A 13,964-nucleotide genomic window follows, 5' to 3' on the forward strand; every position below is an offset into this window, starting at 1 on the left:
AGCATCTCATTTAATTTAATGAATGATTCAAGCACTAATTAAATCATTCAATTATTCGTTCATTCAGTTGTTCTCTCCTTCGGTCATTCAATTTTACCATCCAGGTGCAAACGTTAAACCAAATACTCCGGTTTTAACATCTTTACGTTGAAAAGGAATGGCATAATAAGGCTCTAATACAAAATAACCGAAAACATTTACCCGTACCGATATACCAACACTCATTGCCGGCACACGCTCTGTTGTGGCCTGATAAGTAACTGGATTTCCATTATCATCTTTAACCGGTACACCATTATTGTCTAATACTGGCTCTGAAGTGTAAGTTGGTTCGCTTTTGAATTTTACTTTAGTATCGTTTGTCCAGGCCAATCCAGCATCAAAGAATAAATTCAGATCTGAAAATAAAAATTTAGAAGGTATTGCCGCTAATTTTTTAGGTCCGGTAAAAGGTAAACGGACTTCAAAGTTAAAAACTGCTATTTTACTTCCTGTTAACTGATTAATGTCAAACGACTCCGACGATTGGGCTGAGGTACTTTTGTAAATCGAGTTCGATTCGTATCCTCTAATTAAATAAGGATAACCTACGTACATCGGATAAAGCCTGTCGGCATCTTTACCAATTCTTAAGGTATTATAACTTCTTACGGCAAAAGTTACCGGTTTAGCTCTCCAATACTTACGAAGATCTGCAGTTACGCCTGCAAAGTTGTAGGTGCCAAAGTATTTTTCTCCACTCACACGATATCTGAAACCATCAAGTGGACCAGTTAAACCGAATATTGAGTTATCACCAACAAAACCAGCATTCAGCTGATAAAGGGTGAAAGAATTAAATGGAATACCGTAATCTTGAGAAGCAACATCGTTAGAAATTCTGCTTTTATCTGATCCTCTGTAAAAACCAGCATCATCATAATAGTTGCTATAGCGGTCGATCCTGTAGCTGTAATGAGAAAATGCACCGCCTAATTCAAACCGGTGAATTTTACTGAACGGATAAGCACCAAAAACCTGAATCTGGTCTTCAAAGGTTCTAATGATATCTGTGCGGTCTGAAAGCACATTAATGGTTTGATCCTTCCCGGCCTGATCTTTACCCACAGTGATATTCTCATAGCCATACGACCTAAATCCAGATACATAAGGTATATGTGAAACGGCTGCACCCCAGTTTATCCTGCTTTTTTGATTGATGTAGCCTACCAATCCACCAAAATCGTAAATCTCTCCATTTACCGATAAATTTGCAATGATCTGGTTCGTGCCCAAGATATCACTGAACATACCAACAATACCACCTGAAACACCTGTTCCAAAACGGCTCGTTGAAACACCAACACCGCTATTTGCCAGATAATCTAACCTGAATTTCGGTTTGTAAGGAACCGTTTTCATCGAATCGGCAATGATTTTCTCGAAACGGTCGAAATTATTCAAGTTGGAGTTAATGATATTTACCCCAATGTTTTCCATAGGAGGGAGGATTGCTGCATCAAAATTTTCCTCCTGATTACCAATCCGTTTTGCTTTAAAACTGTTCAGTTTAGCATTGTACAAAGTATAACGTTGGTAGCGGTAATAGCTATATACGATATCATCTGTTGTTGAAACCGAAATTGCTGGCGAAAACTCTGTGATTCCACTAATACCTGTAAAGTAATCGGTTAGCTGATCAACCGTATTATCGGCAAAATTGTATTTGTATAAATTCCTGAAACCATCTCTGTTGGATAGGAAATAGATATTTTGACTATTAGCAGAGAACTGTGCATTTAAGTTATTCGCCCCCGGAAATACATCAAGATTACTTACTGTTTTACCCGCAATATCATAAACAGCTAAATTGATTGGCAATACAGCATTTACTACATTCGCCTGGATTGCAGCTCTATCTGATGAGAATACCAGCTTTTTTCCGTCAGGAGAGTAGCTTGGTGCATAATCAGAATATACATCGTTCGTCATCTGCGTGACAACTTTGGTATCCAGGTTGTAAGAAAAGATATCACTTTGTCCTTCAACCATACCCGAAAAAGCGATGTCTTTTCCATTGGGCGACCAGGTTAAATTACCAAATTGTTGCACCTGATCCATAGGCGTTTGCGAAACGGTAGTTCCATTTGCAACATTGATAATCATCATCTGGTTTTTACCCTGACTAAAAATACTGAAAGCAAACTGTTTACTGTCTGGCGACCAAGCTCCGGCTGACTCAATGAAATTAAAGTCATCAATATGCCCGTTCGAGATCTGGCTGCTCAATTTCCTGATAATTTGCCCTGTTTTAGCATCAGCAAGAAACAAATCGATACCAAACAGATCTTTTTCAGACATAAAAGCCAAATACTTTCCATCTGGACTAAGGGCAGGAGCAACGTTCATATTTCCTGCATTTTTATTATCGATGATTTTTGTACCTGTAATTTTGATCTGTGAACTATCGGCCTTTAACATCGGCTTGTAATGCGCATCTATCGAGTTTTTCCAAAGTCCTGATAGAGTTTTATCATCATAACCAAAAGTATACCGTATCGCATTTTCGTAGCCATATTTTGCGGTATTTTTAAATAACGGAACAATGGTTGTATCGCCATACTGAGAACCGATATAAGTCCAAAATGCCTGTCCGTAACGGTATGGAAAATATTTATTGGAATTGGTTAAATCTTTTAATGAGGGGATATCGCGGTTTAACATGGCATCACGCATCCACATCGAAGTAAATGCGTCTTTCTTTCCAATTGATAAATACTCGGCCATACCCTCAACCATCCACAATGGTGTTTGGCCAACATTTTCTAAACTGATCGAATCTTTTTCGAGTAGGAGGTGGTATTGAAAAGCGTGAACAAGCTCGTGACCTAGTACATGCCTGGTTTGGCTATTAAGTTCCATTACCGGCATAATCACTCTGTTTTTCAAGGCTTCAGTAACACCACCAGTTCCAATGCCGATTTCTCCGTTTAATACAGTTGTTTGTTGGAAATCAGGGTGGTTATTATATAAAATGATAGGGTTCTTCTTTAAAAAAGTATCTCTAAAAACTTCCTGGTGCATCTTGTACCAGGTTTCTGCATCCTGAGAAAAACGTTTTAAAAGTTTTTCATTTTTGATGTAATAGTAAATCTCGAAATGGGGTGTCTGTAAAACTTTAAAATCGAGTTTTTTATACCTCACTTTATTTTGTCCGAAATATTGGGCTTTAACAGAAAAAGAAAGAATAAGCAAGAGCAATAGGGAAGAATACCGCTTGAATAGAGTAGAGCCTATTTTCATATGTGTGGTTTTAGTAATGATGTTCAATAATTTACAAAAATGAAATGGTAAGATTCGGAAAATAAAAATAGCAATAGTTTAAAACACTATTAAAAATTTTAACACTTTTTAAAAGTTTTCGGCCTTTATGACTCAGATAATCATATCATCTGAGCTGTTCTGAATAAAATGATGGCTAAGGTTGATTATTTTCGAGCTTTTTTCTTTCTTTTTCTTCCTGACGCTGCTTTCTTTTCAGTTCTCTTTCTTCCTTTCTTGTTAAAGGAACAGTAGCGGCTGGTGGGGTTTGAGCAGGATCAGATTTCTTCTCCTCCTTTTTAACCTCAGGTTCAACCGTTACAGGTACTTCTGTTACAGGCAGTTCAGGAACAGTAAAATCTGTAGAATCTACTACAGCGCTATCCGTTGATGTTGTATCTCTAACAATCTGTGGACTAGGGCAGTTATAACTTCTTGTTATATCAACCGTTGCTTTTGGAAATGCACCATAAGTATATCCCGATTTGGGATCCAGGTACACCTTCTCCATAAATTTAGCAAAAATGGGCAATGCGGTTCTCGAGCCTTCGCCCTGTTCACCGTTTTTAAAGTGTGCCGTTCTTTCGTCGCAACCTACCCAAATACCTGTTACCAGATCTTTGGTTAAGCCCATGTACCAGGCATCAACGTAATCAGAAGATGTTCCTGTTTTACCACCAATCTGGTTATTTTTCTTGAATAGATTTGGCCATTCCCACAGTGCTTGTGAGGTTCCGCCTGGCTCTTCCATACCTCCACGGAACATGTAAGTCATTAACCAGGCAATTTCTTCTGTTAAAACCCTTTTGGTTTTTGGCTTAAATTCATCGATAACTTTATTATCCTGATCCGTAATCTTTTCTACCAAAATCGGATCGGTTTTAATGCCCTTATTCATAAAGGTGGCGTATGCCTTTACCATTTCGTAAACGGTAACATCGTTAGAACCCAAACTTACCGATGGCACAGACTCTAAATGACTATCGATACCACATTCATGTGCATATTTAACCACATTATCCCAGCCTACTTTTTCGGTAACCTGAGCGGTTATGGTATTCACCGATTTTGCCATGGCCCAACGCAAACTCATTTCGCGGTAGGAGATACTATAATCGGCATTTTTTGGCTCCCAGTATTTGGTTTGGCCTTTATCCTGATACGCTATTTTAACAGGTTTGTCGGTAAATTTATCGCAAGGGCTCATACCTTGTTCCAATGCCGTTAAATAAGCGAAAGGTTTGAAAGTAGATCCAGCCTGACGTTTAGATTGATTAACATGATCGTATTTGAAAAATTTATGGTCAATACCACCCACCCAAACTTTGATTTTTCCACTCGCTGGCTCCATGGTCATCATCCCTGTATTCATGATTTTTCCGTAATAGCGGATAGAATCTAGAGTAGAGAACGAAGTATCACGGTCGCCTTTGTAAGTGAAAATCTGCATCCGCTTCTTTTTATTGAAATAGGCTTTAACAGAATCCGGGCTATTCGGGAATTTCTTTTGTAAAAGCGCATAAATGGGCAGGTTTTTCATGGCTCTGTCCGGATAATCAACTTTTTGCTTTTCCGAATCATACCAAGGATCTTCATTGCCCCAAACGCTGTAAAACCTGCGTTGCAAAATCCTCATCTGATCAGCTACAGCTTCCTCGGCATAGCCTTGAAGTCTGGAATCAATGGTGGTATAAATTTTCAGACCATCTTCATAAAGATCGTAACCATTATCGGTACACCATTTTTCAAGGTATTTCGCTACAGCAGCCCTTAAATAAGAATCTCCATCGCTACCATCCTGTATTTTACCTTCTTTCAATTTAAGGGGCTCTTTTGATAAGGCCGTTAAACTATCTTTACTGAGGTACTTATACTTGTTCATCTGCGCAAGTACCACATTTCTTCTTTCTAACGCCTTTACAGGGTTTTTGGTTGGATTGTACATCGTAGTGCCTTTGAGCATCCCTACGAGTATGGCCGCATCATTGGTCGATAAATCTTTCGCTTCTTTATCAAAGTAAATACGGCTTGCCGTTTTTATTCCATAGGTATTATTACCAAAGGAAACGGTATTCAGGTACATCGTAATAATGTCGTTTTTAGAATAGTTAGACTCTAATTTTACCGCCGTCTGCCATTCTTTTAATTTTACAATCAGCGTTCTCACTAAAGGGATTTTGATTAATAAACCCTGCGATTTATTGTAACGCGTACGGTACAGGTTTTTGGCCAGCTGTTGCGTAATGGTACTGGCCCCGCCATCTTTACCTAAACCAATAACAGCACGGCCAACCGCCTGAACATCAATACCCCAGTGTTTGTAAAAACGAACATCTTCGGTAGCCACCAAAGCCTGTATTACACTTGGGGCAATTTCCTCGTAGTTTATGGGTGTTCTGTTCTCTTTGAAATACCTGCCGATCAGTTTTCCATCAGCCGTATAGAGTTCTGAGCCCACACGAAGCGTAGGTGCTTTTATGTCGTGAACACTTGGCGAGTAACCAAATAGCCACAAAAAGTTTAATTGCAGTGCTGAAAAGAAAATTATTATAAAAAATAAAACGATTGCAGAATAACGTAAGTACTTGTTTTTTATCTCTTTAAACATATTGGATAAGATGATCTTTAGGTAAAAGCTGTAGCGCTAAATATAAAAAACTCTAAATGCAAATTAACGTATTTAATTTACTTATTTTTTAGTTCTATATTTAAATTATTGATAGATGGATTTACCTAAATAGTGCATAAGTATGAAAAACGAATTTAAAGGATTAATTGTACAGGGCGAGAAGAAATTTTCATTAAAAAACCATAAAACCGACTTTACTGGTGGTTACAATAAAGAAAAAGCGAAAGATGCATTGGTGAATTCGAAAATAGAACTGAATCATTTACAGGAAAAGTTATATGCATCCGGAAAACATTCACTTTTGATTATTTTCCAGGCGATGGATGCTGCAGGGAAAGATAGTGCTATAGAACACGTAATGAGTGGACTAAATCCACAAGGATGCCAGGTGTACAGTTTCAAAGTGCCAACATCGGAAGAATATGAACATGATTTCTTATGGAGACATTATCGGGCTTTGCCAGAGCGTGGAAGGATTGGTATCCATAACCGATCGCACTATGAAAACGTTTTGGTTTGCAAAGTGCATCCGGAGTATATTTTAAGTGAAAATATTCCAGGTTTTTCTGATGTAAAAAAGATTAACAAGAATTTTTGGCAGCAGCGCTATAAAAGCATTAAAAATTTCGAAGAACATTTAACCGCAAATGGAACTGTAATTCTAAAGTTCTTTTTAAACGTAGGTAAGGACGAACAGAAACAGCGGTTTTTGGATAGGATAGAGGATCCAACCAAAAACTGGAAATTCTCATCAGGTGATATTAAAGAAAGAGCCTTGTGGGATAAATATATGGCTGCTTATGAAGACGCCATTAACGAAACCAGTACCAAAGATTCGCCCTGGCACATTATACCTGCCGACAAAAAATGGTTTGCCCGTTTGGCCATTAGTGAAATTATTGAAGATAAATTGAAAAGTTTAGACCTTAAATTTCCCATATTGGGAGAAGACGAAACAGCTAAACTAAGTGAAACAAAGAATATTTTGCTGAGTGAATAAAAAAATGCAGGTCTGTAAGCCGGGTTCTGTTTCCTGATTGCTCAGGATTTCTATCATTTATCCACTATAAACGTTGCCGTTTATCTCTAACGACCTACCCACTAACATCGGACGGGCAGCCCTTTATCCCGACCTGAAGTCGGGACGTTAGCCTATTTGGTCTTTCAACTCCCGGGGTTTACAAACCACTACAGTCGCCTGTAATGCTCGTGCGCTCTTACCGCACGTTTTCACCCTTACTCCGACCAAAGCCGGAGCGGTATATTTTCTGCTGCACTAATCCGTAATTCAGGTTTTCATTCCTGAACCCCTTTCCGTTAGAAAGCGGGATGCCCTGCGTTGCCCGGACTTTCCTCTCTCCCGATAAATCGGAACAGCGATAGAACAACCTGCATTTTGCGCAAAGATGGGCTTTTTTGATCACAAAGACACAAAAAACACGAAGATTTATTGAGGAAACTATAATGGAGGTAAGTTTATCGGTTAGCGCAAAGCGTTCGATGCCGTAGATACAGTTTATATCAAAAATATCATCATAATGATCTTTATTTACAATTCTGCAAATCTTTTGAAACTTTCGAGTAAGGTACAAAACCCTGCTTATTGCCAAACGAATTGGTGATATAAACCATCACCTGCGCCACATCAATATCTGCCAATTCAGGGAAGGCTGGCATTTTTTCCTTGTATTCTTTACCGTGAATAATCAGAGATTCGTTAGCTCCGTTTTTGATGAAACAAGCTAAGCGCGTTTTATTCGCCTTTAAAAATACCGAATCGGTTAAGGGAGGGGCAAGCTGACCGAGTCCTTCACCATTTGAACCATGGCAGTTCTGACATTTGGCTTTATAAATATCTTTTCCATTCGACATATAATTTTGAAGATCGATAGTCTCCTGATTTTGGCAAGAAACGATAATGGCGATAAGGGAAAGCAGAAATATAGCGTTGATAATGTACTTGCGCATAATGTTTTGTTATGAAAATCGTCATTTCGAGCGGAATGAAATGGAGCCGAGAAATCTATAAAGATAGATCTCTCATTCCACTGCATTTCATCTGATAGCTATCGGATCGGGATGACGACCTGTATTGTTACTTTTTATACTCCGCCAATAAAACCGGAATATCTTTTTTCAGTTGTTCTACCTGTTCTTCTTTAGTCCCATCATAAGCACCGCGGATCCGTCTGTCTTTATCAATTAGAACCAGATACCCCTGGTGGATGTAACCGTCTTTCGCAGTACTGTCTTCGCCAACGGCTACCAAATAGTTCTTTTCGGCTAAAGTATATACACTATCTTTAGTTCCATAAAGAAATTGCCATTTTGCCCCATCTACGCCTAATTTCTGGGCATACTTTTTTAATACAGAAGGCTTGTCGTATTTAAAATCGATCGTATGCGAAACAAACATTACATCCGGATTGGTTTTGAAATCGTTGTAAACCGTCATTAAATTGCGGTGCATGGTAGGGCAGATGGTGGTGCAGGAAGTAAAGAAAAAATCTGCAACATAAACTTTACCATCAGTGGCTTTATTGGTGGTAATTACACTATCCTGATTTAAGAAAGACCAGTCAGGAATGGTTTGATATACGGTGTCTATTTTCTCTACACCAGCGGCATCTTTAATTGTTTCGGCATGACGTTCACCATAAAAGGGAAGCTTTTTTTCTTGTTTACAAGCGGTGAATATGGAAATGGCTAACAGAGATGTTGCCAGGTAAGCAGTAATTCTATTCATGATTTTATTTTAAAATGTAAATATACGAGGTAATTTTGTCTGGAACGTTAATTGTTTGGAAAAGTGCGGGGTCAGATGTCCGAAAGTCAGAAGTTTGGGCGTATAAAATTTATGGCTCAATATCTTCCGACTCCGGTCTTCGGACCCCCGACTAATTTACTTTTTAATGTACTTCGCTGGCTCCGTTACAAACTTTTGTTTGCAACTTTCCGAGCAAAAACTATAGGTAACTTTATTATAAACCGTGGTTTTAGCTGTCTCAGCTTTTACTTTCATTTTGCAAACTGGATCTACCACCACTTTCTTTGCTGAATCGATCAAATTTGTTTTTGTTCCATCGATATCGGAGTTTGCATTTGATTTTAGTGCTATTGTTGTTAATCCAATTAGGATTATTGCTAAGATTGATTTTTTCATTTTGAATTTATTTTAGTATGGGGTTGGCAGTTCGAAAATCGAGGTTTCGGGCTTAACGGCTAAACTTCATATCTTCTGACTCCGGTCTTCGGACCTCCGACTTATTAACTATTTATTTTACATGATATATTCTTATTAACGAATCCGATTCTCTCGTAACCTTGATATAACCATCTTCAACGGCCCTGATCTTAACCATTTCTGATTTGTAGTAATCAAGATCTTCCTCAGCTGTTTTCCCTTTAAAATCATCTTTAAAGAAATGCATCCAATCCATCATTTTTTCATCAGCGGCATTTAACCGGCTAATTAAATCGTTAATTTTCTGTTTTTGTACGACTGAATCCGGAGCGTGTTTAACCCGGTCAGAAACCAGCAAGGTATCTAACTTCATTTTGTTTTTGATTACTTTTTCGCCATCAATCATCAGTTTATCATGGATATTTAACACTTCCTGACGTATCGCCTTTGCGTCTGGTTCCGTTTTACAGGAAAAAAGCAAAGCCGAGATCAGACATAACATCGTAATACTTAATCTGTTCATATGCTGTTGTTTAAAAATTATAGGTTAATCCAATGTATGCTTTTCCAGCACTCATGGGGTGATCGGTTTCCGCTTCCCAAATATTCTTTTGGACACCGACATTCAAGGCTATATTTTTATAAAAAACATCTACACCCAGGCCACCCATCAGGTTATTCATGACGTGTTCTCCCGTTTTTTGGCCTTTGTATTTTTCTCCTCCAGAATATTCGTAAAAAAACTGCGCCGACGGCATGATTTTTACGTCCTTACCAATGCTCTGCGTGTAAAAAATATTAAGGAAACTGGTAGTGCTATTGGCAATTCCTTCGTCACGGCTGTTGGTTCCATTAACCTTATAAGAGGTATTTAAACTTGCCCCAAATTTACCCAAACCAACCATGTAGTTGAGATAAATAAAACCATCGGTACTTCCGGTACCTGCCTGCATCAATGATGAATAACGGATACCAGCGGTATTCTTGAAATCGTTTTTGCCTGTAGGCAACTTTATCCCTGCTCCGGCAATCAGCTGTTGTTTGAAATTATCTTCCAGTTTTTGAACAAGATGATAACCTGCGTACAAATTGACATCACCTAAACTCGATATTGATGAAGTATAACCATTGTAGCGTTCGCTATTGGAAACATAAGGTAAAATCGCATTAATTTCTAGTCTGCTGTTGATGAAATATTTACCTCTGATTTCTAAGGATCGGTAAAGTTCATAATCATCCGGATTACCGGCATGATTGGTGATTGGTGAATCCTGACTCCGGGCCGGGATAAAGAAATTCCCACCATTTGGAAAAAGGGAATGCGATTGTCCTTCGTAACCGCTAAACGAACGGTAGCGGTATAAAAGACTGATGCTATTGCGGTTATAGTATGGCGTAATACCCATAAAACAGCCGCAGATATCGCAGGCGAAAACCTGACTGCCCATGAGTACGAAAACTAAAATCAATAGCTTACGACTCGCTGTATAATGTATTTTTGATAAATTCATGGTCTGTTAATGTTTTTAAAAATGCTTTGATCTGCTCTTTTTCTGTTGTGTTTAAAGGGATGCCATTTTTGAGTTGGACATCAAGATTTGCTGACGCTTTTACACCTGAATTGTAATGTTCTAAAACCTCGTCTAAACTGTAAAAACGTCCGTTGTGCATGTACGGACTGGTGTATTCGATATTGCGTAAAGTCGGAACGCGGAACTTTCCAAAGTCTGAGGCTACACCAGTAATGTGCGAACGCCCCTCATCTGTGCTTACCAGATCCAATCCGTTACTGCGGTAAGAAAAATCAGTGAAAAATGGCTCCGCATGGCAAGAGCTGCATTTTTCTTTGAAAAGATTATAACCAGCCAATTCTTCAGGTGTAAAAACAGCGCCGCTCTCTTCACGTATTACTTTATCATATTTCGAATTGCCCGAAACCAGTACCGCCGTAAATTGGGTAATCGACTTTAAAATCAATTGCGAATTAATTTCCGTCGAGCCAAAAGCCTGCTTAAATAAATCAGGATAAGGTGCGGTATTTTTCAGAAATGCAACAATGGTTTGTATATCTGTTCCCATTTCGCAGGCATCGGTAATGGCATTTAACGGTGAAGTTTCAATGTTTTTTACCCCACCATCCCAAAAAAAGGCTTTTTGCCAGGCCAGGTTAACAAGGGGGGGAGTGTTCCTTTTCCCCTGACAGTTATTTACTCCATGACTAACCTTATGATCGAGCTGGGTAAAGGCGGCAAATTGTTGGTGACAACTTCCGCATGACACACTTTTATCGGCCGATAACCGGGCCTCATAAAATAACTTTTTGCCCAATGCAAAACCTGCGTTGGTTAACTTATTATCTTCGAAATTGTATGCAGGAGCAGGGAAGTTGGCTGGAACTGAAAAGGTGACTTTCTTTTCTTCCTGAGCTACTTCATCTTCGTTCTTGCTACAGGCATACATCAACGCAATGCTTAAAAAAAGCATTGCGAAGACGGTTATTTTCTTTAACATTTAGTTATGGATGTGATCTAAACGGAATAAACCATTTACATAATTGTTGGCCACAATTACCGAATTTGCATCGCCCATGGTGAAATTTAAAGTGGCGAAACTCACATCGGTTTTACCGGTAAACAGCGCAGCCGCATTTACGATAAAGTGCATGTTCGGTTTACCATCTGTTCTCACGCGAAGCGGGTTTGCAGCATTGATTTCGGTAGCAAAGGTCCTGATGGTATTTTTGGGTTCAGTAACACCACCAATGTGAAAAGTGAGCGCGTTTCCGGCTGCTGTTGATTGCGGAGAAGTTCCTTCCAGTTTAACAAAGATGTAACCGCTGTTCCATGTCCAGAACATGCCATTAATTGGATCTAAAGCACCTGTTTGCGCACCTGCAAAGTTACGGGCATAATCTACACCAATCGTATATTCAATTTTGGTATAATCGCCGGTTGGAACATCTTTTAAGGTAATATTGGTCGATTCTGTTTTCGAAGCATCGATTAAGAAATAACTTTCAGGAATCAGATAAGTTGTTCCATCAGCCTTACTTAATTTGATATTGCTTACATAGTATTTAAATACATTGATCTTAAAATCTTCGCCTTTGGCATTTTTGTATGTAGTGGTATTTAAAACCAGCGGACTCCCATTTACCTGATTTTCGAATTCGATAGAGAAAGTGGATTTGGTATCTGCGGCAACTTCATCTGCATCTTTTTTGCAAGATGAAAGTAATATAATAGGGCATAACAATGCCAAAAAATAGGTTGAAATTTTCATTTTAAAGAAATTGGATAAGTAAAAAGTATTAAAGAAATTCTAATACGGCCGTCATGCTGATCCGATAGCTATCGGATTCATTTCAGCATCTTACTAACAATGCAATATTGCAGCCCCTGAATTAACTCCGATAATTTATCGGATCGAGGTGACGATCGAAGAAAAAGATTTACTTAAACCGTTTTCGGTGGATGAAAAATAGAAATAGAAAGATCTTTAACCGGTTTTTCGATGTAAAGATTTTCTGAAGTGATAATGAAATAGGGAAGATGGTGATTTACTACGACTGTCTGAAACCTGGGTTCAGCCTCTGCAACTCTTTTCAGGTTTTCCTGAGCCTGTTTGTTTTTACCATCGAGGTCTTTTAATTTTTTGGCTAGGAAACACTGTCCATCGCAATGCAATTCAGGATGTTCTTTATTGATACAGAATACACTCGTGATGTATTCTTTGTTCATTTTATAACCAGAATAAACCACCAGCTGCATGAAACCGTTGCTAACGGTACATGTAATGATCAGATATATTAAGATTTTTTTGAACATGGTATTGCGCTGCAAAAGTATTAAAGAAATTGATTGCAGCAAAGAAAAAATAAAAAGGCATATAGATTTCTTAAAACTTTAGATCTATTTGGAATTGTATAGTGCAAAATTTTTGAATTTCAATCATCAGGTCACTTAGTTAATGCTTCAAGCAAAATTACAATGAAAGTTTCCTGAAGTGCCGCGGCAAATCATGAGCAATCAGTAAAAACCCTTATTATTAAATTCACCTGCTTTTTTAGTTATGACGTTTTTTTATTTATCTTGCATTACACAAAAATTGAAACCGATGAAATTACTTAAAGCTGTTGCCGTGATGATGGTATTATCCTCATGCGCAAAAAAAGAGGTGCCGGATGTACCGCCCACATTTAACGACCCGAACTGGATCAGGATTGAAATCGCGAATGGGAGAGAAGCCCATGCTGTTTATGGGGACATTGACGATACTTTAATGGTATCCACACTTACCGAGGTTTATCAAACCACCGATAAAGGCAAAACCTGGCGAAAAACCAAAGTGAATAATCAACCCATTTACGGTTTTCTGTCGGTTAAGGATACTATTTTTGCACTGCAATCTAATGGTTTGCTAAAAGATAATCTAAGAATGGCAACCTTTAGTCAGTATTTTAGCTTAGATAAGGGTTCTACCTGGGATTGGTGCAGCAAATATGGTATTTCAGAACAAAGATTTCAGGAGTTTGCAACACTTTATTTAGATAACCAGTTTAAAATTAAGCTCAAAGAAAATATTGAGCCTTTTGATGAGCATTCAGGTCCTTGGTCTGGTTATGTATTAAAAAGCGATATTCAAATTTTTAAAAATGGAACTTCTAAAATACTGCAGGTTCCCTTTGATAATCAGATCAATAACATACATACGGATAAATCAGGAAAACTCTACGTTTCAGCAGGAAGAGCCATTCACGATAAAAAAACAGGTAAGTATTTATCTGCTGAGAAAAGTGACGCTGCAATTATTTATATTTCTAAGAAAAATGTATCGCAACTGATTGATTAA

12 protein-coding genes and 1 other RNA gene are annotated in these 13,964 nt (G+C 38.3%); 2 read left to right on the forward strand and 11 right to left on the reverse strand.

What is annotated here, in order from left to right; genetic code table 11:
• Positions 1-93 precede the first annotated feature (93 nt).
• Together AC04Q1_RS02000 and AC04Q1_RS02005 are read right to left on the reverse strand one after the other, a co-directional pair.
• A complete protein-coding gene (locus AC04Q1_RS02000) occupies positions 94-3,282 on the reverse strand; it encodes a peptidase MA family metallohydrolase (protein ID WP_478361314.1) in 3,189 nt (1,062 codons plus the stop codon).
• A 175-nt stretch (positions 3,283-3,457) separates the two neighbouring features.
• A complete protein-coding gene (locus tag AC04Q1_RS02005; protein ID WP_478361316.1) occupies positions 3,458-5,908 on the reverse strand; it encodes a transglycosylase domain-containing protein in 2,451 nt (816 codons plus the stop codon).
• Positions 5,909-6,050: 142 nt separating this feature from the next.
• Between AC04Q1_RS02005 and AC04Q1_RS02010 the strand changes: the two genes are divergently transcribed.
• Complete coding sequence (locus AC04Q1_RS02010; RefSeq protein ID WP_478361317.1) at positions 6,051-6,929, forward strand: polyphosphate kinase 2 family protein; 879 nt, start codon at positions 6,051-6,053, stop codon at positions 6,927-6,929.
• Here the strand turns inward: AC04Q1_RS02010 and rnpB are convergent.
• The 9 genes from rnpB to AC04Q1_RS02055 form a co-directional block, all read right to left on the reverse strand.
• Positions 6,929-7,325, reverse strand: an RNA gene (gene rnpB / locus AC04Q1_RS02015) — RNase P RNA component class A. The two genes, AC04Q1_RS02010 and rnpB, sit on opposite strands and share 1 nt — an antisense overlap.
• Positions 7,326-7,474: 149 nt before the next feature.
• Entirely contained in the window at positions 7,475-7,897 is a 423-nt protein-coding gene (locus AC04Q1_RS02020; protein ID WP_478361319.1) for a c-type cytochrome, read from the reverse strand.
• A 127-nt stretch (positions 7,898-8,024) separates the two neighbouring features.
• Entirely contained in the window at positions 8,025-8,675 is a 651-nt protein-coding gene (locus AC04Q1_RS02025; protein WP_478361321.1) for an SCO family protein, read from the reverse strand.
• A gap of 156 nt (positions 8,676-8,831) precedes the next feature.
• Positions 8,832-9,092, reverse strand: coding sequence for a YHS domain-containing protein (locus AC04Q1_RS02030; RefSeq protein ID WP_478361323.1), 261 nt, complete (start codon positions 9,090-9,092; stop codon positions 8,832-8,834).
• Positions 9,093-9,204: 112 nt separating this feature from the next.
• Positions 9,205-9,636: a hypothetical protein gene (locus AC04Q1_RS02035; protein ID WP_478361325.1), complete on the reverse strand. Its 432-nt coding sequence runs from the start codon at positions 9,634-9,636 to the stop codon at positions 9,205-9,207.
• A 10-nt stretch (positions 9,637-9,646) separates the two neighbouring features.
• Positions 9,647-10,624 (reverse strand): transporter, encoded by a 978-nt coding sequence (locus AC04Q1_RS02040; RefSeq protein WP_478361326.1) that lies wholly within the window; start codon positions 10,622-10,624, stop codon positions 9,647-9,649.
• Positions 10,587-11,624: a cytochrome-c peroxidase gene (locus AC04Q1_RS02045; RefSeq protein ID WP_478361328.1), complete on the reverse strand. Its 1,038-nt coding sequence runs from the start codon at positions 11,622-11,624 to the stop codon at positions 10,587-10,589. The genes AC04Q1_RS02040 and AC04Q1_RS02045 overlap by 38 nt, the downstream gene beginning before the upstream one ends.
• Positions 11,625-12,395 carry an MbnP family protein gene (locus AC04Q1_RS02050; protein ID WP_478361329.1) on the reverse strand — a complete coding sequence of 257 codons (771 nt, stop codon included), beginning with the start codon at positions 12,393-12,395 and terminating at the stop codon, positions 11,625-11,627.
• 173 nt (positions 12,396-12,568) lie between these two features.
• The gene (locus tag AC04Q1_RS02055; protein ID WP_478361331.1) at positions 12,569-12,940 is read right to left on the reverse strand and encodes a hypothetical protein; all 372 of its coding nucleotides are present in this window, start codon (positions 12,938-12,940) and stop codon (positions 12,569-12,571) included.
• Positions 12,941-13,229: 289 nt separating this feature from the next.
• Between AC04Q1_RS02055 and AC04Q1_RS02060 the strand changes: the two genes are divergently transcribed.
• Positions 13,230-13,964 (forward strand): beta propeller repeat protein, encoded by a 735-nt coding sequence (locus AC04Q1_RS02060; protein WP_478361333.1) that lies wholly within the window; start codon positions 13,230-13,232, stop codon positions 13,962-13,964.

It is taken from the genome of Pedobacter humicola (genome assembly GCF_056490705.1).

What these genes read in the sequence shown, in the direction of transcription:
- AC04Q1_RS02010 (WP_478361317.1), top strand. Translation starts at nt 6,051, where the DNA reads ATGAAAAACGAATTTAAAGGATTAATTGTACAGGGCGAGAAGAAATTT.
- AC04Q1_RS02005 (WP_478361316.1), bottom strand. Translation starts at nt 5,908, where the DNA reads ATGTTTAAAGAGATAAAAAACAAGTACTTACGTTATTCTGCAATCGTT.
- AC04Q1_RS02030 (WP_478361323.1), bottom strand. Translation starts at nt 9,092, where the DNA reads ATGAAAAAATCAATCTTAGCAATAATCCTAATTGGATTAACAACAATA.
- AC04Q1_RS02060 (WP_478361333.1), top strand. Translation starts at nt 13,230, where the DNA reads ATGAAATTACTTAAAGCTGTTGCCGTGATGATGGTATTATCCTCATGC.
- AC04Q1_RS02055 (WP_478361331.1), bottom strand. Translation starts at nt 12,940, where the DNA reads ATGTTCAAAAAAATCTTAATATATCTGATCATTACATGTACCGTTAGC.
- AC04Q1_RS02025 (WP_478361321.1), bottom strand. Translation starts at nt 8,675, where the DNA reads ATGAATAGAATTACTGCTTACCTGGCAACATCTCTGTTAGCCATTTCC.
- AC04Q1_RS02035 (WP_478361325.1), bottom strand. Translation starts at nt 9,636, where the DNA reads ATGAACAGATTAAGTATTACGATGTTATGTCTGATCTCGGCTTTGCTT.
- AC04Q1_RS02040 (WP_478361326.1), bottom strand. Translation starts at nt 10,624, where the DNA reads ATGAATTTATCAAAAATACATTATACAGCGAGTCGTAAGCTATTGATT.
- AC04Q1_RS02020 (WP_478361319.1), bottom strand. Translation starts at nt 7,897, where the DNA reads ATGCGCAAGTACATTATCAACGCTATATTTCTGCTTTCCCTTATCGCC.
- AC04Q1_RS02045 (WP_478361328.1), bottom strand. Translation starts at nt 11,624, where the DNA reads ATGTTAAAGAAAATAACCGTCTTCGCAATGCTTTTTTTAAGCATTGCG.
- AC04Q1_RS02000 (WP_478361314.1), bottom strand. Translation starts at nt 3,282, where the DNA reads ATGAAAATAGGCTCTACTCTATTCAAGCGGTATTCTTCCCTATTGCTC.
- AC04Q1_RS02050 (WP_478361329.1), bottom strand. Translation starts at nt 12,395, where the DNA reads ATGAAAATTTCAACCTATTTTTTGGCATTGTTATGCCCTATTATATTA.